This is a genomic window from Phytohabitans houttuyneae (assembly GCF_011764425.1).
Classification (GTDB): Bacteria; Actinomycetota; Actinomycetes; order Mycobacteriales; family Micromonosporaceae; genus Phytohabitans; species Phytohabitans houttuyneae.
Genome location: NZ_BLPF01000001.1, coordinates 2,693,161 through 2,712,844 on the forward strand (window position 1 = coordinate 2,693,161; position 19,684 = coordinate 2,712,844).

Sequence of the window (19,684 nt, forward strand, 5' to 3'; positions counted from 1 at the left end):
CCTCGTTACGATCTCGTTTCCAAGCCGTCCGCGCGGGACCGGCCGGACGGTGCCCGGCCGGTCCCGCCGCGTGGTGTCAGTCGTCGATCGCCTGGTAGACCGTCGTCCAGAAGTCGTGGATCAGCCGCGCCGAGTTCGGCACCGAGAGCCCGACCTGGGTGAGCAGGATTCCGGTGACCTGGTTTTCCGGGTCGGCGTAGGCCGTGGCGCCGCTTCCGCCGTCCCAGCCGAACTGGCCGATGGGCGCGTAGTCACCCTGGTACGTGCGCACCGCCATCCCCAGACCCCAACCGCCGTGCTGCCCCTGCCCGAACGACACGTGGACGTTGTCGGTCGCCATCGCGGTCCGGACGGCCTGCTGCTCGGGCGTGAGGCGGTTGGTGGTCATCAGCTGGACGGCCGGCCGCGACAGGATCCGTTCGCCCCCGTGCGTCCCGCGGGCCAGCAGCATCTGGAAGTAGGCAAGGTAGTCGTCGACGGTGGAGACGAGCCCACCGCCGCCACCCGGAAACGCCGGCGGCTGGCTCCAACGCCCGCTCGCGGGCTCGTCCCACACGTGGAACTCGCCCGTCCGCGGGTCCGGGGCGTAGAGGGTGGGCAGCCGATCGATCTCGTCGGCGGGCACGTGGAAGCCGGTGTCCTTCATGCCCAGGGGGTCGAAGACACGTTCCCGGAGAAACGTCTCGAACGGCTGACCCGTGACCCTGGCGACGAGCACGCCGAGCAGGTCGCTGCTGATGTGGTACTGCCAGCGCTCGCCGGGCTGGTGCATCAGCGGAAGCGTGCCGAGGCGGCGCATCCACTCGTCCGGCTCGGGCATCGGCACCGGCAGGTCCGGCGTGAGCCCCTGCTCGAAGACCGCCCCATGATCGGGGTGCCCAGCGACGTCAGGTCCATGCCGAGCCCGAAGGTGGAGGTCAGCACGTCCCGTACGGTGATCGGCCGCCGCGCCGGCACGGTGTCGTCCAGCGGGCTGTCGATCCGCTTCAGCACGCGCCGGTCGGCGAGCTCCGGCAGCCACTGCTCCACGAGGTCGTCCAGCCGCAGCCGGCACTCGTCGAGCAGTACCATCGCCGCCGCCACCGAGACCGGCTTCGAGGTCGACGCCATCCGGAACATCGTGTCCCGCCGCATCGGCGGCCCACCGTCGTGGCGCATGGTCCCGATGGCCTCGACGTGCGTCTCACCGCCCCGGCTGACCAGCGCCACGACGCCAGGCACCTTCCCGGAGTCGACGTGCCGCGCCAGCACGCCATTCAGCCGGCGCAGCCCGGTCGCGGTAAAGCCACGGTTGCCAGTGCTCATCTTGAGTCTCCCTACCCACGGTGTCCGATCCAGCGACGCCGAACCGCTCATGACAGCCACGGTCGCCAGGCGCGCTGACACCGGGCCGCCGCCGTCCTGACACCGCCACTGACACGGGCAGGGTTTGTGGGAGATCAGTCGAGCTCGACGACCTCGCGGCCGAGCGGCCAGAAGGCGGCCGGGACGAGCTTGAAGTTCGCGATGCCAAACGGGATGCCGATGATCGTGACGCACTGGGCGATACCGGCCAGGATGTGCGTCAGGGCCAGCCACCAGCCGGCGACGACCACCCAGATCACGTTGGCGATGCCCGAGGCCAGGCCGGCGCTCGGCTTGGTGACCAGCGTCCTGCCGAACGGCCACAGCGAGTAGTACGCCAGCCGCAGCGAGGCGACGCCGAACGGGATCGTCACGATCAGGGCGAAGCAGATCAGCGCGGCCAGGCCGTACCCGATGGCCAGCACGATCCCACTCCCGAAGACCAACCAGAGCAGGTTGAGGATGAGGCGGAGCATGCCTCCAGCATGTACCAGCTGATCAAGCCGCCGAACCGAAAAGCGCGTCAATCTCGGCGCGCTGCGGCAACGCGACCGAGGCGCCCAGCCGCCGGACGCAGACCGCGCCCGCCGCGCAGGCCCACCGCACGGCCTCGACCATCTCCCGGCCTTCACCCCAGGCGACGGCGAGCGCACCGGTGAACGCGTCGCCCGCGGCCGTCGAGTCGACCGTCTCGACCTTGAACGCGGGCACATGCACGGACGTGCCGTCGCGGTCCCCGTACCACGCGCCCTCGTCGCCCAATGTGATCACCGCGCGTGGCACCACGGACAGCAACGCACCCGGGTCGTCGCGCCCTCTCCCCGTGATGGCGAACGCCTCGCCTTCGTTGACCACGAGCAGGTCGACGGCGTCGAGCAGCTCGGCGGGCAGGCTGCGGGCGGGTGCGGCGTTGAGCATGACCCGCACGCCGGCGGCGCGGGCCGCGAGCGCCGCCTCGGTCACCGTCTCGACCGGGATCTCCAGCTGGGCCACGAGCACGTCCGCCCCGCGCACCGCCGAGAGCTCCGCCTCGGTGAGCGACGTGAACGCGGCGTTGGCACCCGGCGTGGCGACGATGGTGTTTTCCCCTCGCCGTCGACGACGACCAGCGCGACGCCGGACGCCCCGTACACCACTCTCGCTTGTGCACTGTCCACACCGGACGCTGCGAGCCTCGCCCTGAGCGTCACGCCGAACGAGTCGGAGCCGATCGCTCCGAGGAAAGCACACGAGGCACCGGCCCGCGCGGCGGCGATCGCCTGGTTGGCGCCCTTGCCGCCGGGCACCATCGCGAAGTCCTTGCCGAGCACGGTCTCACCCGGCCGGGGCAGCACCGGCGCGGTGGCGACGAGGTCCATGTTGGCGCTGCCGGCGACGACCACCCGAGGCGCACGCATACGGGAGAGCTAAGCAGCCCGAGCCGTGAAGCGCGAGCCCGAACGCTCCAGCGTCAGCGGCACGTCAAACGTCTTCGACAGGTTTTCACTCGTCACCGTGTCGCCGATCAGACCCTGCGCCACCACCGCGCCGTCGCGCAGCAGGAGCGCGTGGGTGAAGCCGGGCGGGATCTCCTCGACGTGGTGGGTGACGAGCACGAGGGCGGGGGCGTCCGGGTCGTAGGCCAGCTCGGCCAGCCGGCCCACCAGGTCTTCACGGGCACCGAGGTCGAGGCCGGCGGCCGGTTCGTCGAGCAGCAGCAGCTCGGGGTCGCTCATCAGCGCGCGGGCGATCTGCACCCGCTTGCGCTCGCCCTCGGAGAGGGTCCCGTACGCCCGGTCGGCCAGTCCCGCCACGCCGAACTGCTCCAGCAGCGCCCGCGCGCGCACCTCGTCCATCGCCTCGTACCGCTCGCGCCACCGCCCCACGACGCCCCACGACGCGGTCATCACCACGTCGGCGACCCGCTCGTCGCCCGGGATCCGCTCGGCCAGCGCCGCGCTGGCAAGGCCGATGCGGGTGCGCAGCTCGTTGACGTCGGTGCGGCCGAGGCGCTCGCCGAGCACGCGGGCGGTACCGGTGCTGGGGTAGAGGCGGGCGCCGGCGATGTTCAGGAGGGTGGTCTTTCCCGCGCCGTTCGGACCGAGGACGACCCACCGTTCGTCCAGCTCGACCTTCCAGGTGAGATCCGCCAGCAGGTGCGCGCCGGTGCGCACGACACCGACGCTGTCGAGGTCAACCACGAGATCTTCGGACGATGTCACGCGACCATCCAACCACGTTTGAACTGCCGCCCCCCAAGGATGTGACCAGCACCGTATGGTTCTGGCCCATGACGGCCGTCATCCAGATCGAAGGGCTGCGCAAGACGTTCCGCACGTTGCGGGGCGGCGCGCGCGTGGCCCTCAACGGCTTCGACATGACGGTCGAGGCGGGGCAGGTTCACGGGTTCCTCGGGCCCAATGGTTCCGGCAAGACCACCACGCTGCGCACGCTGCTCGGCCTGGTCCGCGCCGACGACGGTCGCATGTCCATCCTCGGCCAGCCCGCGCCGGAGGCGCTGCCGCTGATCGCGCCGCGCGTGGGCGCGATCGTGGAGAGCCCGGCGTTCTTCGGCAACTTCACCGGCCGCCGCACGCTCCGCCTGCTGGCGCGGGCCGGTGGTGTGCCGGAGGAGCGGGTCGATGCGGTGCTCACCCAGGTGGGGCTCCGCGACCGGGGCGACGAGCGGGTCAAGGCGTACTCACTGGGCATGAAGCAGCGCCTCGCCGTGGCGTCCGCGCTCCTCAAGCAGCCCGAGCTGTTGATCCTCGACGAGCCGGCCAACGGCCTCGACCCGGCCGGCATCCGGGAGATGCGCGACCTGATGCGCGAGCTTTCGGCGGCCGGCATCACGGTGCTCGTCTCCAGCCACATCCTCGCCGAGATCCAGCTCATCTGCGACCACGTGACGATCATTTCGCGCGGCCAGCGGGTCGCGACCGGCCCGGTCACCGCGGTGCTTTCCGGCTTCGACAAGGGTGAGTACCGGGTGCGCGTGGCCGACCTCGACCGGGCCGCCGATGTGCTCACCAACGCCGGCCTCCCGGTGACCAAGCACGAGGAGCACCTCGTGGTCGCCGACGTGGGCGACTCGGCCTGGATCGCCGAGCAGCTCGGGCAGCGCGGCATGTGGGTCTCCGAGCTGACCCCGCTCACCCCGACCTCGAAAGCGTCTTCCTCCAGCTGACCGGCACCACACCCGAGCCCGGCGCGCCGAAGCAGGTGGACGAGGCGGTCCAGCCCGGCCCGATCGACCTGGGAGTCCAGCCGTGAACCTCGCACTCGCCGAGCTCAGCCGGCTGGTGGCCCGCCGGTTCGTCCAGCTGATGACCGTGCTGCTGATCGCGGCCTTCGGCGTCACGGTGGCCACCACGGTCGCCAGCTCCCACCAGCCGACCGCCGTGGAGTGGCAGCGGGCCGAGGATCAGGTCCGCCTGGCCGAGCAGCGGATCGCGGACGTCCGCGAAGACTGCGAGCGGCGGCAGGCGAGCGCCAGCTTCTGCGAGGCGTACGCGGAGCGCGACCCGCGAATCGAGGACTACCTCTTCGGCGTCTTCGTGTTCTCGGAAGAGATCACCGACCTGGTCTACTTCCTGATCGCGTTCCTCGCGCTGTTCGCCTTCCTGGTAGCCGCCTCCTTCGTGGGGGCCGAGCTCACCTCGGGCGGCATGACCAACCTCCTGCTGTGGCGGCCACAGCGCCTGACCGTGCTCGGCACCAAACTAGCCACAGTCCTCGCCGCGACGGTCGCGGTGTCAATCGCCGCGAGCGTCCTCTACATCGGCGCGTTCTACGCCATAGCCGAGGTGGCCGGCGTCCCCGGCGCGGTCGACGGCGAGTTCTGGGGCGACCTGTCCCTGACCGTCCTGCGCGGCCTGGGCATGGTGCTCTTCGCCGGCGCACTCGGCTTCGGCGCCGCCACGCTGGGCCGCCACACGGCGGCGGCGCTGGGCCTGATCGCCACGTACGCGATCGTGTGGGAGATCGGCGCCCGCATCGTCTTCGAGGTGGTCGAGGTGGGCCGCCCCGACCAGTACATGCTGACCAGCTACATCGGCGCATGGATGGCCGGCGACGTCTCCTTCTACGACCAGTACGCGTGCATCGGCAGCTTCGGCTCCCTCTGCGACGGCCAGTACGAGCTGACGTGGCTGCACGCCGCCGCCGTCTTCGCCATCACGCTGGCGGTGATCGTGGGCGGCGCCTTCGCCACCTTCCGCCACCGCGACCTGGCCTGACGACCTGATCGTCGGTCAAGGCCCGCCAACCGCAGAGACTCTGAGCTACCGCGACGTCCGCGGTGGTCCGGACCGTTGCTCCCGCGGCCTCACCCTCCGCGGTCGCACAACCCCGCCTCGGCTGGGTGCGTCTGCGGGGTCGGCGTGAGCCGCGGGGAGGGCTACCAAGCTGGACCTGTCCGCCCGGCGACGCGCGGCGGCCCAGCAACCACAGCGCCCGTTCACGCCGCGGGCCGCAAGAGACCTTCGGGTCGGGGGGTCGGATCTCCGCGGCCTTCAGCAAATCCAACCCAACGAGACGCGAGCTAGCGCGATGTCCGTTGTGGTCCGGACCGCCGCGGCCTCACCCTCCGCGGTCGCCCAGCTCACCCCGCTCGCGCAAATCGTGGAGACTAAGCGTTTTCGACTTCGGAGTTGGGATCACTTCCCGCAGTTCGGCACCGTCGTCGCGGTCGGTGACTGCCGATCAGTTGGGGCGGTGTTAGCTTCAAGACCTTGGTGAGTTGGTGCGCTATTTCGACGCTAACTTGCCAAGATCTGCCGGAGCGGGCCCCTGGTTAGAGCTGGGCGACCGCGGAGGGTGAGACGGCAACCGCGGGCACACAGCGGCAGGCCGCAAGGCAACGGTCCGGACCACGACGCACATCGCGGCAGGTCACACCTCGTTCGGATTGAACGTTCCAAACGGTGGTGGCTGCGGCGCGCGGACCCCTGGGTGCTGGCGGCACCGCGGACGGTGAGGCCGCGGGAGCGGTTGTCCAGGGAAGGCCACAGAATCCTGAACCTGGCATGTTGCTGATCAAGGCGACTGTGGAACTCCCGAAGCCGACCTACGGACGGCGTGGCGTGCACGGTTAGTGGGTGCGCTGGCCCAGATTGGGGTCAAGAGCCCTGGCTTCCCATCGGGGGCCAGGGCCCTTTTGTGTGGGGCGGGGATCATCGCGGAGCCCGGGTAGGCGAGGTCTACCCTCGATCCACAGCGGAGAAGGGCTATCGTCTCTCGTTGTCCCAACTCGACCTAGAGAACGCAATGGAGGTACCTTGACGCCGCTTCTCCATGGTTTAGCGTTGCGTGGCTACCGCAGCTTTGGGGCTGATTATCAATACTTTGGGCCACTTGCGAAAGTCAACCTAATTGCCGGGCAGAACAACGCGGGCAAATCGAATATTATTCGATATCTGGCCAAACATCTGAGAGAACACCGCACGTGGCGGCCAGAGAGTCTTGATCTTCCCCGCGTGTCTGGAAGTCCGCCACTCTTCGGTTACGCTCTCGCGCTCCCGCCGGTGGACGTTGTTCTGGACCGATTTCCGAACCTTGGGCAGTGGAGGGTTCACCTGGATCGTATATTGAGGTCTAGGGCATTCCATGCACCGGCCGGAATATCTGGCATGTGGCTAAGGTATCTTCAGTCCGAAGGTGGCAGCGGCACAGGTCCTGATTCCGACCAGCTTAGGTCTCTTTACGAGGAAGACGGAAGCTATCCTTCTCTATTCAGGAACATGAGCAACGGCTTGTACAGGTCGACTGGAGGGGCACATATTCCGACGGCATTCGCGTCTTGGGTTCAGTCGCGGATCAATTATTGATACCTCCCGTGCGGGTCATTCAAGCTTTTCGGCAGATAGCTCCGCTTGCGGGCGGACAGAATGAGCCACCAACCGGCCAAGGCTTGATAGATATCATCGATAAGTTGCAGAATCCCGAAGCGATTGAGCAGCCTGAGGCAGAACTGAAGTATTTTGCCCTGAATGAGTTTGTCTCAAGCGTCTTTGACGAGCGTGGTATGAGATTAGAGGTGCCTAGCAGTCGGCGCACTATTAACGTTCGGACACGAAACAATATGGTACTCCCTCTAGAAAACCAGGGTACAGGAGTACATCAGGTAATCATCATCGCCGCACTAGCCACCACATACGAGAACACCCTCGTATGCATAGAGGAGCCGGAGGTCAATCTTCATCCAATCTTACAGCGAAGGCTCTTGAAGTATCTCGCCGAGAACACCTCGAATCAATACGTGATTGCCACGCACTCCGCTCAGATGCTGGACCACGAGCGAGCCAACATCTTTCATTTAACGCTCTCCTCAAGCGGCACCCAAATAGCCCCCGCCACCACCCCGGCCGAGGTCGCTAACGTATGCGCCGATCTGGGATATCGGCCGTCCGATCTGCTTCAAGCCAACGCAATTATTTGGGTAGAAGGGCCAAGCGATAGGACGTATCTAAATCACTGGGTTCGGCAGATCGATCCCGGCCTTGAGGAAGGCATACATTACTCCATAATGTTCTATGGCGGCTCGCTCTTGAAAGAGCTGTCTGCGGATGACCGAATCGTAGAAGAGTTCATCAACCTCAGAAGGTTGAATCGAAATACGGCGATACTCATCGACAGTGACAGAACCTATATCGGACGACCATTGAACGACACCAAGAAGCGCGTAATTCGAGAGTTTGAGAAGTCAGAAGAAAATGGTCTCGCGTGGGTCACCCACGGCTACACCATCGAAAACTACGTGCCACCGGACATCCTTGCGGCGGCGATACGCGCCGTTCACCCACGTAAAGGCAAGGCTGTTCCGCTCCCGTCATCGCGGTGGGCAAACCCGCTCTCTAGCGTCGACTCGCCCAACAAATCGAAGATCGCCAAGTATGTGGTCGACCTGTGGCCTGACAGCATGGCGGACGCTGCACTAAAGAAGCAGGTAAATAGAGTGGTGCAGTTCATCCATCGGGCCAACGTGGGTCTCATTAGCGAGGTCCACTAAGCGTCGGCGCCCCTTCGTACTCAAGAATGGAAAGAGCAAGGAGTCTCGCCATCACCGTTGGCGAAGGGTCTCGCACGCGTCGGCGTCTACCGTTGCGGATGTCCGCCTTTCCGGTTGGGCAGGTCGCCATCACGCCGGTCATAGTGGCGGTTGTCGTACCACTGCATGTAGAACCAGGTGCCAACAACGATTGGCCCGACGGTCACAACTAGCGCAAAGACTGTTAGCGACAGGCCGTTGAGGGCATGTAGAACGATCTCCCAATCCATCATCACGTAAGTCCAACTAGATCGGTTAGTTGTCGCAGATCATCCCGACCGTTGTGCCTGTCAGGAATAATGGCGACAAGCTCCGAGACTTCCGTTTGGAACATCTTCGTACGACTGCCGGCAGGGACCGCTTTGACTGCGCTGATGGCCGTTTCTATCCCGTGTGCCAGATCCCCGCGTTTCACGTAGGCGTATGCCGTCTCGGATCGAGAAAGGCTATGCCAAATTCGAGGCACGTTAAGCTCGTTGACCATTGCCCACGTGGCTTCGTTTCTCGCTAGGCTTCCCAGGCGGGAAATGACGTAAGTGCCCGCGTGTAGGACCCTGGTTTGAGCATCGAAGGTGCTCTCCGAATCGTAGGGGACCGTTGCCGCGAGATCGAGGGCGGTCTCGTATTCGTGAATGCCGCGTGGGTCACCCATTCGAGCAAAGGTTACGGCCTTGGCGACATGACATTCTACGATGCCTATACATGGATCGCCTCCGAGGCTCAAACCTTTGTCGGCCAAGCGGATCACATCTCGCGGGGAAGCGTCCTCCCAGATCATTCGCGTGGCACTTCGTGCATGCATGAAGATTTCGAGTTTCTTGTCTCCGGATCTGCGAGCTAGATCGATTGCGGCCGAGTACCAGGGCGACCCTCCGTCTCCTAGCTCATCGGAAACACACTGGCCTTTGAGTAGCGCGAGATGAGAGGCCGCGCGTACTAGGTCGCTACCGCCGCCTGCCTTGATTCTCCTGTTCAGCTCAATCAAGTCGATAACGAGCCTATGCTTTAAATCGCCAGACGGCGTGCTGATGATTTCGCGACTGTAGTCAGACACGCGCCGTTGCCAGTCGTCATCGGCGAATTCCGCCGCCGATCGCAATAGCTCCTCGCGAATAAGTTCAGCTACTGTTTCGCCCGATGCAACTCCCAGGCCGGCAACTGCGCCAAGCTGGGAAACTAGCGCCCTGCGCTTCATGATATCGCCATCCCGTTCCGCTTGTGCAAGCGCGGCAAGTACACCTTTGGTTTGGAACTCTCTATCGACTGCCGCTGCAAATTTTGGACTGGGACGCGCTTGGCCTGTAAGCACCTCGCCAACCTGGCTGCGGGAGAAGTAGATAGCAGCAGCTAGTTTGCGAATGTTGTATCCGCGAGCCTGCATTAGGTGTCGCAGCGTCCCACGAAAAGTATCGTCCACTCGCCATTACCTCCTGCCGCTACGCGCCAAGATCCGGACTCGCATCGGACTGCCTAGCCCTTCCGACCCTCGTGTCACAGGGTGACTCTAGGAGCACGCCGCCCGGTGCGCTGCAACGAGTATCCCCGGGCAGCGCCGTTTCATCCACGCACGGGTCAACCGGCCACGGGAGGGACCACACGATGACGAGCGAACGACCTCCGACCTGCGGGTCCCGGTCGGTGACGTTGTATGCGTCTGAGGGTCAGCAGCTCCAGATTGCGCAGGAGGTGTTGGACGAGCATGTGACGTCGTCGGTGTCGGGGTGTTGTCGGGTGTGTGGTGTGCCGGGGCCGTGTTTTCGGCGGGAGACGGCGATGGCGGTGTGGTCGCGGTCGTGGCGGTTGCCAAGGCGGGTGCCGGGGTTGTCGCGGCCGGAGTTGGTGAACGCGCGGCGGGTGGCGGTGCCTGGTTCGGGGTTGTGGGCGGTGCGGGGTGTGGTGGTGGGTCATGGCGGGTGAGGTGTCGTTGTGGCCGGAGGAGCCGATGCCGGCTGGTGTGTATAACTCGCTGATTGGTGATCATCACGCGTTTGGTGTGGATCGGGATGTGGCTGATCGGTTGCGGCGGGTGGAGGCTGCCGCGCCGTTTTGGGCGGTCGCGGTCAAGTCTGGTGGGCCGGTCGGGTGTGCGGGGTGTGTCGTGACTGATGCGGCGCGGTTGGAGACACCGGATTTGCACCTTCCGGTGCGGCCGGCGTGGTGGTGTACGGATGACGGAACGCCGTGGCCGTGCGCGGTTTACAAGCGGCGGCTGTGGGCGACGGCGCGTGGCCGGTCGGTGAAGGTTGCGGAGCGGATGGGCCGGTGGATGGCGTTGGCCGGCCCGGAGTTGTCGGGGTTGTCGGAGCGGCAGTTACGGGATCGGTTCGTCGGGTGGGTCGCGGACGGGCCACCGCCGCCGCAGGTGGTGGTGATGCCCGCGCAGCAGTCGGGCACCGATCCGGGTAGCTGACGGGTCCGTCTTTTGTTTGGGCTCCCGTCGTCCGAGGGGTCGGCGGGATACGTCCCTAAAAGGGAGGCGCGGAGGGCGGGCCAAGTCCTTCGAGGTTTCTTTGGAAATCTGCGTCTGTGTTGGTTGCGGGCGATTGTCGTTTACACCCTTTTCGGGGATAGGGGCGTCGGGAAGGACCGGGTTTGAGAGGGAGATGATCAGCGGTGGTCCGGTGGATCCTTTCTGATCCTGTCCTTCCCGGCGCTTGGCACCTGGACACAACGAATGCCGAAGGTTGAACTCTTGGAGGATCGGTCAGAGAATGCGTGCCGGTCGGAGGGTGACGCGGTGAGGGCCGGGGGCAAGCGACACGGCCTTGGCGAGGTGTTGCCGCACGGTTTCACAGTCGAGCGGCTGAATAGAACGGCCAGTTGGTCCGCGCGTGGATCGAGGTGGGGATATCCGCCGTATCTGGAGAAAGTCGACCTTGCCCGTTTCGCGATTCTGGAGCATTTGTATATGTGCCCGGATCATGAGGACGTGCGGGAGAACGGTCATCCATGCAATCTGTTGCGGATTGGCCAACGGGCGATCACGCAGCACCTTCGAGACTTGGGCACGTTGCACGGTATCGCGATTAACCGTGACGGCTACGAAACCGGCGATCACCTACTCAAATACAACGTGTATTGGACCTCCACCGCGTCGCCTACCCGGTCGCCGGAGGATCCGGTGGTGGACGTGATGGCGCTAAGACAGATTTGGCCGTTGTTAGAACCGAAGTATCAGCGGGCTCTGTTGGCGTTGGCCGAACACGACACGTACGACGGAGCCGCCCAGGCTTTGGATTTGGCGTACAACTCGGTCAAGCAGTACGTGTACCAGGGCCGGGAGATGTTTTTGTGGTGGTGGCACCAGCACGAGAAGCCGTCCGGTGTGTGGGGGTGGACCAGCGACGCCGCAGAGACAACAACCGCAACATCATGTCCCGGACCTTCGGCGCCCGTAAACGGCAACGGCTGCACCAGCAGCGCAAGGCAGCCGGCCAGACGGTACCGGCAGCGCAGATCAGGGCGTGGGCCGCCGCTAACGGTGTGCACGTCAACGAACGCGGCCGGATCGCGCAAGAGGTCATCAACGCGTACACCAGAGCCACCACGACGACGGAGGCGGACGCCACCACGGCGACCACAGCGACGGATCCGCCCATGGCCGAAACGGAACTGCGGACATCCGAAAAGAGAAAAGGGGTGGCTGTTGGATGACGATGACCGGATAGCACGGCAGTTGCACGAACGGCGGGATCCGGGCGCGAAAGCGTACCCGGTTGCGAACTCGGACGATGCGGAGGTCCAGCTACGCCGGATCGTGCGAGAGAACCATCCGGGATGGGACATGCCCGTGCCGCCACCGATTTACACCGCCGCCGAGTTGCGGGACCTGACGGATGCGAGAAAAGGGGAGGCTGGCTTCGTGCCTGATGTGGGTGACGAGGTGATCGTGACCGCCGGAACCATCCAGCGGTCCAACGGCGCGGCGTGGAAAGGGGACCGCGGAACGGTCATCAACAAGAACGGCGACGGGCACCAAGTGCGATTCGGCAGCCTGATCCTCGACAACATCAAAGACAACGAGATCACCAACGCCTGAACGCCGGCCCGTCCCGCCAGGCAACTGAAGCCTTTGGGTGGAAACCTGTAACGGCTTTCGGTGATGCCTATGTGCGCCGTTGCCGGGCGATAGAGGTTCGCACCAACGCAGGGCAGACCCATTTTCATCGGAAGAAGAGAGGCGATCCCGCGATGGCGAACGCTGAAATGCGTCGAGACAAAGATGGGAAAGTGACGATGTCGGCGACCGACGGGTCCGGGAAGACGCACACGATGACCGGTGACGGCACGTCCGGCCGTACCCAGACCAGCAAGGACGGATCGGTCGTGCAGACGGACGGAAACCAGACGATCCGCGAATAGGAGTAGCTAGCCACATTTCCCCCTCCTACGGGAGGGGGCGAAAAGAGCTGGGCCGGACCACCCCTGACCCTGGCAAGAGCGAGGGTGGTCCGGCTTGGGGCCGTAACCCCGGTGCCGATGGTACCGGGGCAGTTGTGGTTGTCCATGTTCGACCAACCGCGTACACCCCGGGGATACACGCTGATGTTGGGGAGGGTTGTGCTGCGGGTGGTCGATGACGACGGGGGAAGCGATCCGGAGGCGTCCGGGGTGGCGTTGGTGGCCGGGGTGCCGTACGTGCGTGGCTGGGCCGACGCGGAAGCGGCGGCGGAGCTGCTGCGGGCGGAGCTGGCCGCGTGGGGCATCGGGGACCGCATGCGCGTCCACGCGCAGGTGTCGGCCGGCGGCGTCGGGGTGGTCGAGCTGGGCTGGGTCAGTCCCGAGGTTGCGCGGCTGCTGGCAGGATTGCTGGAGCAGGCGAGGGTGGCCACGCCATCGAGGCGGCGTCGGGCGGACGCGGCCTAGCCTGCGCTTTGGCCCGCACCAGGCAAGACGGGGGACAGCCGGTGCGGGCCAAAGACGGGCGGCGGGCGCGGGTGTTTGGCCCCGGCACGCACTGTGGACGTGGCACCCGCACCCCCACCGTCCAGTGTGCGTCCGCGACGCGGCGGTGGTCCATCGACGTTCCGGCATTGACACCACGGCCGAAGGTGCACGGTTGGTGCGGGTCACGGGCCGGGGCGGGCAGCGCCGAAACCGGTGAGCTCAGATGCCCGGGTGGTGGTCCCCGTGGCCGGTTTCCGGGAGCAGGTGCAGGGCGGTGGTGACGCCGAACAGGTCGAGGCGGCGCACCAGCCGCGGCGTGGCGGTGATGGCCAGGGTGGTTCCGGTGTGCGCGGCCTGCCGGGTGGCGTTCAGGAGCGCGCTGACGCCCTCGGAGGACACGAAGCCCACGCCGGTCAGGTCCAGGACGACACGGCCGGGACGGGCGGTCAGGGCGGCGTCGACGGCGGTGCGGAAGGCGTCCCGGGTGGTGTAGTCCAGGTCGCCGGACACGATCAGATAGGCGGCGTCCGGGCGGGCCTGCACATGCCAAGAGAACGGGGCGTACTTTTCCATCTCGGGGGACAGGCTAGCCGGTCGTGGATGCTTTGTCCTGGCGGGTGGTACCGGCAGCCCGGTTGGTGCGGCGGGGTGTGCTGACCGGGAGCGGGTATGCGGGTTCGGTCTGGTCGGCCGGGACCCGGATCTCTTCCACGGTCAGTGCCCGGCCGCCGGTGGATGCGGTGCGGGTGATGGTCAGCAGCGGGGTTTCCGGTCGCATCCGTAGCGCGCTGGTTTCGTCGCCGACCGGCATGCGCGCCCGTACCTGTTCGGTGAACGACAGCCGGTGGCCGTTGTCGTGGAGCCAGGTGTAGACGTCCGTCGCGGGCGGTAGGTGGGGGTCGTCCAGCCACGGGGTTGTCAGGTCTGCGGCGACCCGGAACGGCATGATCAGCCGCACCGACCGGCGTGCCCCGTCCGCCCGATGGTGCAGGGTGTCCCGGGTGAGCATCGGCTCTGCGGCCGCGATGCCGAACACGTCCGCGTGCCAGGCGGAGGCGTCCGCGCGGGTGAACGTCGGCCCGTCGATCATCGCCCACTGGTCTGCGCCGGGCTCGGTGACTGTCCCGTCCACGATGGACAACCCGCGTGGTTCGGCGGATGGGCGGGCGTGCGGGTCCCGTACCACGGTGCCGTAGGGGCGGCGCACGGTCACAAGTCCTTCTGTGACAAGGGTCTTGACCGCTTGCCGGATCACGGTGACGGAGACGCCGTACTCGTCGGCCAACCTCCGCTCGGGCGGTAGCGGCTGGCCCGCCGGGTAGGCGCCGGACAGGATCTGTTCGCGCAGGCGGTCGGCGACCTGGCGCCAGAGCGGCAGGGTCTGAAGCTGCGTCTTCATCGGTGGTGTGACCATCGTCACTCCTCGGGGCATTCGCCCAGCTCAATTCATTGATCGATCGGGTCGCGCCTGGTTGGTGCACCGGCACCAACGCGAATCCCTCTTGGCAAGCTACAAGCTTCAACCTACCTTGGTCAAGGTACAAGCTTCAAGCATTGAGTTGTGGAGGTGATCGGCTCTTGATCAACGACCGTCCGGGTGGGCTGGCGTTACCGGGACCGCGTTGCGGGTGCGGCGCGGTGGCCGAGCCGGGCAAGCGGTGTGTGAAGTGCCGGGCGCGTGCCCGGTGGACGCGCCGGAAGGGCAGGAACGAGGAGGTGAGCGGTTGACGGAGGTGAACGAACCCAACCAGCACGACAACGGACACGACGGCAACGAGGATCAGGCAGTGGTGCCGGTCCCGCCGTCGGTGGCGGTGCTGCTGATGTGCACCGCGGACGTGATCATGCAGGGGCTGCCCGAACCGGTCCGGGTGGACGTGACTCGTGGCGCCAAGCTGGATGTGGAGGTGTCCAGCCATACCGACCTGTCGGCGTGGTCGCAGGTGTTGGGGCTGCGGCGGTGGCCGTGGTCGAGCCAGTCCTACGTGTCGGGCGGGACGCTGTGTCAGCTGACCAACGTCTACGGCCAGTGGCGGAACGCGCCGGTTCGGGTGCACTGCCTGGAGCCGGTCGACGCGATCACCGCCCTGCACGGTGGCGATGAGCCCGGTCCGGAGCAGCCGTGACCGGACCGGAAACCGGTACGTCCCGGTCGGGGCGGGGCTGGGCCTACGCGGGCGTGGCGCTCGGCGGATGCGTGTCGGTCGCGGCGAACGTGGCCGCGACGTTCATCCCACCGCCCGACGCGACGGCCGGTTGGAGTCCGCCGGTCGGGGGTGTGGTGTCGGCGGTGTGCTGGCCGGTGCTGCTGCTGGTCGCGGTCGAGCTGTTCGCGCGGATCTTGTGGCCTGCGGGTTGGCGGTGGTGGCTGCTACGCGCGGCTGGGCTGCTGCCGGTCGCGGTGATCGCCGCCGTGGTGTCGTACCGGCACCTGTCCAAGCTGCTGCGCTTCTACGGCGAAGACCCGGTTACGGCGACCCTTGGACCGCTTGCGGTGGACGGGTTGATGGTGATGGCCACCGGGGCACTGCTCGCGGCAAGGGGTACCCGCGAGCACCGTGCTCCGGTAGCCACCCGGTCCGGGTCTGCGGGCTCCCCCGAGCGCAGGCGTGTCCGGACCGCCCCCGCACCCACCGGGCTGGCCGCCCCCCGGCGTGGCGGGACGAGATCCCCTCAGCGTACCGACGCTGACCTTGTTGACGTCCTCAAACGCGTCAAGCGTGACCGGGACGGGACCGTACCGGTACGCCGGGCCGCCAAGGCGCTGGGTACCGGCCCGGACCGGGCGCGGCGGCTGCTGCGCGATGCCGGGCTGCTGCGGGTACCGCCTGCGGTACCGGACCCACCAGTTCGGGCCACACCCACCCGTGACCTCATCGCCACGATGGACCCGCCCCCATCGACGTCCAGGAAAGCGACGTACGTTGATCCGTATGGGTCCACGGGGGACAACCGTACCGGCAACGCGGCCGGGTGCGAACATCGCGGGCGGGGTGTTGCTAGGTTGCCTGCTCGGTGTCGGCGGCGCGTGTGTGGTCGGTGCCGGGGCGGCGTACTGGGCGGGCAGCCGGATCGGGCTGCTGCCCGGCCTGTCCGCCGGTGCCGGTCTGGGCGCGATGGCGGTGTGGCTGCTGGTCGTGCTGGCCGTGGTAGCGGGGCATGTCGGGTGTTCCTGGTGGGCGTGGCGGGTGCGGCCCGGCCGTAAGGCTGTGGTGTTGACCCAGGTCCCGCACGTGGTGGTGTATGTCGGGGCGGTGGCGTGGTGGTCGGCCACCTGGACCGCGCTGTACCTGCTCTGGATCTACGCCACCCTGTCGGCCGTCGCCTGGTTGACGGTGTGGTTCCTGCGTAACCCTGCGGTGGCGCGGCGGGCGGTGGTCTACCTGTCCGCGCTGGGGTTGCTGGTCGCGGTCAACACGGCCGGGCTGCTGTCGCTGTCCTGGCAGCGTACGAACGGGTTCGGGCTACGCGGCCAGTCCACGCCATGGGCGGCGTTCACCGCCCTTACCGCCACGTCCTGCCTGACCCGGCACCCCTTCTACACGGACGGGACCAACACCATTGCGGCGAACTGCCCGACCGGCCCGGACGCCGACTTCTTCGCCGGAGCCTACGACCAACCAGGTTTCGCCGACACGCTGTGCGGGGAGCAACCCCGGCAGGCGTTCAGCAAATGGTGGCAATGGAACCGCGAATACCAAGTGTCTTTCACCCTCGACTGGGCGCAAGAGGCCACCACCGTCGACCACCAACCCATTGCACCCCCGTACCCGGAAACCATCGACGGGGCGACCGCAACAATCCAATACACCCTGAACGTCGAGAACGTGTCCACCATCGGCGCGGACCGACCCCACCAGATGCGCGCCCCACACGCACAGGAAAACTGGACCGTCCACTTCGAGCCGGTCACGCTGGGCGGCTGGAAAGTCTGCCGCATCGACATCACCAACCCGATAACGGCGACCTTCACACCCCAGTAAGCCGACACCCATGTTGTCGTGATGGGCGCGGGTCGCCATCGACCGCCCGTGACAACCCGCGCCCACCACTTCGGCAGTCCCGGTGTGAACATCCCCTGTTTCCTCAAGGGACAGGGCTGCCTTACCCGACCCTACCCGCCGTCCTTGCGTGCCGCTTGTCCCCAGTGGCCCGCCCACAACGGCACTTTCCCCTGTTGGCTGTTCGCTTTGGAGGTGATCCTTCGTTGCCCAACCCTGAAAACAAACCACACGACGACAGCGAGGTGCACGAACGCGAATTCAACCCCTTCCCCACCCCGGACGCGGCAACCGCCGCGCTCGGCGCCCAACTCGGCCAGCTCCGCCGCGAGCTTGCCCGGGTACAGCAGGCGTACGCGAACCTGGTCGCCGCGTGCCAGGCCGCGTTGACGGCCCGCCATGACGGCGAACCTGACCCGTGGTGGTTCATCGAAGACGAGCTACCCCCGACCCCACCCGGACACCCCCTCAACACCGACAGCGACAGCCGTAGGGGCGGGGGTGGACGGTGATGGCCCGCTACCGGCGCCGGTGGGGCTACTACCGGCACGACCCCTACTTCTGGCCGTACGGCTACGAACGCACCATCACCGGGATGGTGGTCGGCGCGGTGATCGGCGCGATCGGCACGATCATCGGCAGCCTTGCCGGGGCGGCCTGGCGCTACCGCTCCGAACTCGCCCCCCTCGCGGTCGCCGGCGTGGTGGCGTGGTGTGCACAGTGGACACACAGCAACACCCCGAAAGTGTGGCCGTTCATCGCGGCCGGCACCATCGCGGCGGTAGCCGTGCTAGCCGCTTTCCCCGCGCGGTGGCGGCGCCTGCCGTGGCCGTGGCTTTCCCGGGGCATCGAACGCGCCTACATCGCGCTGTGCGTCGCGATCGGGGGCGGGTGGGTGGCGGCAGCCACCCACGCCGGAATCGACGCTGCGCCGCTGCCCTGGCTGGCCCTAGCGGGCACCGTGTTGTGCGCGGTGCCGTGGTGGACCCACCGCCGACGTCGGGCCAAGGTGCGGGTCGAACGGGTCCTGGAAACCTGGCCGGACGTGGCCGATGCGGCCGGGCTGGCCGGCACCCGTGCGGTGTCCGCCGTGGTGGACGCCTGGGGGTGGACCGCCCGGATCGCGTTGCCGCGCGGGCGGACCGCTGGTGAGGTCGTCGCGGCGGTCCCGGCCGTCGAGTCGGGGTTGGGTGCGGCGCCGGGCACAGTCCGGGCCGAACCGGACCCGCGCCGCGCGGACCGGGCGTATCTGCGGGTCTTGGACAGTGACCCGCACGCGGTCCCGATCCCCTATCCGCGACCGGCGGCCGGAACAGCCTCCATCCACAAGCCGATCCCACTCGGCCTGTTCGATGACGGCACCACCGTCGCGGTTCGCTTCCTGCGCCGAAACGCCCTCATCGGCGGAGTCACCGACAGCGGCAAATCGGGGCTGCTCAACGTGATCCTCGGCTACCTGGCCCAATGCCCGGACGTGGCTATCTGGGGGATCGACCTCAAAGGCGGCATGGAGCTAGCGCCGTGGGCGCCGGTCATGCCCCGGTTCGCCGCGACCCCGGAAAAAGCAGTGGCGTTCCTGGCCGCCGCTGTAGATGAGATCAAGCTCCGGGAAGCGGAGCAGGTCGCACGCGGCGAACGGGTGTGGGAGCCCACCGCGGACCGGCCCGCCCTCGTCATCATCATCGATGAGTACGTGGAACTGCCCGAGGCGGCACACCAGCATGCCGACACGATCGCCCGACTCGGCCGCGCGGTCGCGGTCAACCTCATCGTCGCGACCCAACGCCCGACGCAGAAAGCGATGACGAACAACGCTGTCCGGTCGCAGATGGACATCCGGATCTGCCTGCGCGTGCGGGAACGACGGGATGTCACCCTCATCCTCGGTGACGGGATGCTCAGCGCCGGATGGCACGCCCACAAACTCGACCTACCCGGCAAGTTCTACGTCTCCGCCCGCGAACCGCAATTCCGAACACCCCGCCCAGCGCGCGGCTACTACATCACCGTCACCGACATCGTCCGGGTAGTGGACGAACACGGCACCTACACCCCGCACCCCGGGCCCAGCCACACCGATGAACCAGACGACGAAATAGACACCGACACACCCGACACAAACACTGACGAACCGGTGCCGGAATCCGACGGGCACCCGCCAAACGGGAACCGCGTCGCGGTTATCGAACGGCCACCCACACCGGAACGTCTCCTACTCGACGCGCTACGAAACGCGCCAGAGCAAGGAATCACCGTGCCGGAACTCGCCCAAACAACCGGCAAGCCGCGCCGCTGGGTTTACCGGCGACTCCAACAGTTCACCAGCACCGGACACGCGGAACAGGTCTCCTGGGGACACTGGCGCACCCCACCACCACCCACCGAAACTGACCCTGGGTAACTGTGCCGCTGTGCCGCTGTGCCA

Annotated in this window: 21 protein-coding genes and 3 pseudogenes; 13 read left to right on the forward strand and 11 right to left on the reverse strand. The window is 66.8% G+C overall.

Going from position 1 to position 19,684, the window contains the following annotated elements; all coding sequences use genetic code 11:
- Positions 1-76: 76 nt before the first annotated feature.
- From Phou_RS54410 to Phou_RS11860, 5 genes and pseudogenes are all read right to left on the reverse strand, one after another.
- Positions 77-820, reverse strand: a complete 744-nt coding sequence (locus Phou_RS54410) for a serine hydrolase domain-containing protein (protein ID WP_281365068.1) — start codon at positions 818-820, stop codon at positions 77-79.
- Positions 772-1,305 carry a serine hydrolase domain-containing protein gene (locus Phou_RS54415; RefSeq protein ID WP_281365023.1) on the reverse strand — a complete coding sequence of 178 codons (534 nt, stop codon included), beginning with the start codon at positions 1,303-1,305 and terminating at the stop codon, positions 772-774. The genes Phou_RS54410 and Phou_RS54415 overlap by 49 nt, the downstream gene beginning before the upstream one ends.
- Positions 1,306-1,439: 134 nt before the next feature.
- Entirely contained in the window at positions 1,440-1,820 is a 381-nt protein-coding gene (locus Phou_RS11850) for a YccF domain-containing protein (RefSeq protein ID WP_173056108.1), read from the reverse strand.
- A gap of 22 nt (positions 1,821-1,842) precedes the next feature.
- Positions 1,843-2,741 (reverse strand): annotated as a pseudogene (locus tag Phou_RS11855) (ribokinase).
- 9 nt (positions 2,742-2,750) lie between these two features.
- Positions 2,751-3,602 (reverse strand): ABC transporter ATP-binding protein, encoded by an 852-nt coding sequence (locus Phou_RS11860; RefSeq protein ID WP_173058264.1) that lies wholly within the window; start codon positions 3,600-3,602, stop codon positions 2,751-2,753.
- Positions 3,603-3,613: 11 nt separating this feature from the next.
- On the opposite strand from Phou_RS11860, the pseudogene Phou_RS11865 reads away from it, so the two are divergent.
- From Phou_RS11865 to Phou_RS11875, 3 genes and pseudogenes are all read left to right on the forward strand, one after another.
- Positions 3,614-4,596: pseudogene (locus Phou_RS11865) on the forward strand (ABC transporter ATP-binding protein).
- Entirely contained in the window at positions 4,593-5,561 is a 969-nt protein-coding gene (locus Phou_RS11870) for an ABC transporter permease (RefSeq protein WP_173056109.1), read from the forward strand. The pseudogene Phou_RS11865 and the gene Phou_RS11870 overlap by 4 nt, the downstream one beginning before the upstream one ends.
- A gap of 1,598 nt (positions 5,562-7,159) precedes the next feature.
- On the forward strand, positions 7,160-8,332 hold the full coding sequence (locus tag Phou_RS11875; protein WP_173056110.1) for an ATP-dependent nuclease: 1,173 nt from the start codon (positions 7,160-7,162) through the stop codon (positions 8,330-8,332).
- 86 nt (positions 8,333-8,418) lie between these two features.
- On the opposite strand, the gene Phou_RS11880 is transcribed toward Phou_RS11875, so the two are convergent.
- Both Phou_RS11880 and Phou_RS11885 read right to left on the reverse strand, forming a co-directional pair.
- Positions 8,419-8,604, reverse strand: coding sequence for a hypothetical protein (locus tag Phou_RS11880; RefSeq protein WP_173056111.1), 186 nt, complete (start codon positions 8,602-8,604; stop codon positions 8,419-8,421).
- Positions 8,604-9,788, reverse strand: a complete 1,185-nt coding sequence (locus Phou_RS11885) for a helix-turn-helix domain-containing protein (RefSeq protein ID WP_173056112.1) — start codon at positions 9,786-9,788, stop codon at positions 8,604-8,606. Before Phou_RS11885 ends, Phou_RS11880 begins: the two co-directional genes overlap by 1 nt.
- A 489-nt stretch (positions 9,789-10,277) precedes the next feature.
- On the opposite strand from Phou_RS11885, the gene Phou_RS11890 reads away from it, so the two are divergent.
- Entirely contained in the window at positions 10,278-10,781 is a 504-nt protein-coding gene (locus tag Phou_RS11890) for a hypothetical protein (RefSeq protein ID WP_173056113.1), read from the forward strand.
- 294 nt (positions 10,782-11,075) lie between these two features.
- Here the strand turns inward: Phou_RS11890 and Phou_RS11895 are convergent, their stop codons facing one another.
- Positions 11,076-11,429 (reverse strand): hypothetical protein, encoded by a 354-nt coding sequence (locus Phou_RS11895; RefSeq protein WP_173056114.1) that lies wholly within the window; start codon positions 11,427-11,429, stop codon positions 11,076-11,078.
- A gap of 275 nt (positions 11,430-11,704) precedes the next feature.
- Between Phou_RS11895 and Phou_RS11900 the strand changes: the two genes are divergently transcribed.
- The 4 genes from Phou_RS11900 (at position 11,705) to Phou_RS11910 (ending at position 13,237) form a co-directional block, all read left to right on the forward strand.
- Positions 11,705-12,025, forward strand: coding sequence for an Lsr2 family DNA-binding protein (locus tag Phou_RS11900; protein WP_218578974.1), 321 nt, complete (start codon positions 11,705-11,707; stop codon positions 12,023-12,025).
- On the forward strand, positions 12,018-12,410 hold the full coding sequence (locus Phou_RS11905; RefSeq protein ID WP_173056115.1) for a hypothetical protein: 393 nt from the start codon (positions 12,018-12,020) through the stop codon (positions 12,408-12,410). The genes Phou_RS11900 and Phou_RS11905 overlap by 8 nt, the downstream gene beginning before the upstream one ends.
- A 191-nt stretch (positions 12,411-12,601) precedes the next feature.
- Entirely contained in the window at positions 12,602-12,733 is a 132-nt protein-coding gene (locus Phou_RS54420; protein ID WP_281365024.1) for a hypothetical protein, read from the forward strand.
- A gap of 183 nt (positions 12,734-12,916) precedes the next feature.
- Positions 12,917-13,237: a hypothetical protein gene (locus Phou_RS11910; RefSeq protein ID WP_173056116.1), complete on the forward strand. Its 321-nt coding sequence runs from the start codon at positions 12,917-12,919 to the stop codon at positions 13,235-13,237.
- A gap of 240 nt (positions 13,238-13,477) precedes the next feature.
- Here Phou_RS11910 and Phou_RS11915 read toward each other — a convergent pair whose 3' ends face one another.
- Entirely contained in the window at positions 13,478-13,831 is a 354-nt protein-coding gene (locus Phou_RS11915; protein WP_173056117.1) for an STAS domain-containing protein, read from the reverse strand.
- Positions 13,832-13,844: 13 nt separating this feature from the next.
- Positions 13,845-14,672, reverse strand: a complete 828-nt coding sequence (locus Phou_RS11920; RefSeq protein WP_173056118.1) for a GntR family transcriptional regulator — start codon at positions 14,670-14,672, stop codon at positions 13,845-13,847.
- 310 nt (positions 14,673-14,982) lie between these two features.
- Between Phou_RS11920 and Phou_RS11925 the strand changes: the two genes are divergently transcribed.
- On the forward strand, positions 14,983-15,384 hold the full coding sequence (locus Phou_RS11925; RefSeq protein WP_173056119.1) for a hypothetical protein: 402 nt from the start codon (positions 14,983-14,985) through the stop codon (positions 15,382-15,384).
- Between the two features lie 43 nt (positions 15,385-15,427).
- Here Phou_RS11925 and Phou_RS52510 read toward each other — a convergent pair whose 3' ends face one another.
- Positions 15,428-15,697 carry a hypothetical protein gene (locus Phou_RS52510; protein ID WP_246273834.1) on the reverse strand — a complete coding sequence of 90 codons (270 nt, stop codon included), beginning with the start codon at positions 15,695-15,697 and terminating at the stop codon, positions 15,428-15,430.
- On the opposite strand from Phou_RS52510, the pseudogene Phou_RS52515 reads away from it, so the two are divergent.
- From Phou_RS52515 to Phou_RS11945, 4 genes and pseudogenes are all read left to right on the forward strand, one after another.
- Positions 15,675-15,752, forward strand: a pseudogene (locus Phou_RS52515) (DUF2637 domain-containing protein); the annotation flags it as partial. The gene Phou_RS52510 and the pseudogene Phou_RS52515 overlap by 23 nt on opposite strands.
- A gap of 499 nt (positions 15,753-16,251) precedes the next feature.
- Positions 16,252-17,241 carry a hypothetical protein gene (locus Phou_RS11935; RefSeq protein ID WP_173052346.1) on the forward strand — a complete coding sequence of 330 codons (990 nt, stop codon included), beginning with the start codon at positions 16,252-16,254 and terminating at the stop codon, positions 17,239-17,241.
- A 263-nt stretch (positions 17,242-17,504) separates the two neighbouring features.
- A complete protein-coding gene (locus tag Phou_RS11940) occupies positions 17,505-17,771 on the forward strand; it encodes a hypothetical protein (RefSeq protein ID WP_173056120.1) in 267 nt (88 codons plus the stop codon).
- 83 nt (positions 17,772-17,854) lie between these two features.
- Positions 17,855-19,660: an FtsK/SpoIIIE domain-containing protein gene (locus Phou_RS11945; protein WP_173056121.1), complete on the forward strand. Its 1,806-nt coding sequence runs from the start codon at positions 17,855-17,857 to the stop codon at positions 19,658-19,660.
- Positions 19,661-19,684: the final 24 nt, after the last annotated feature.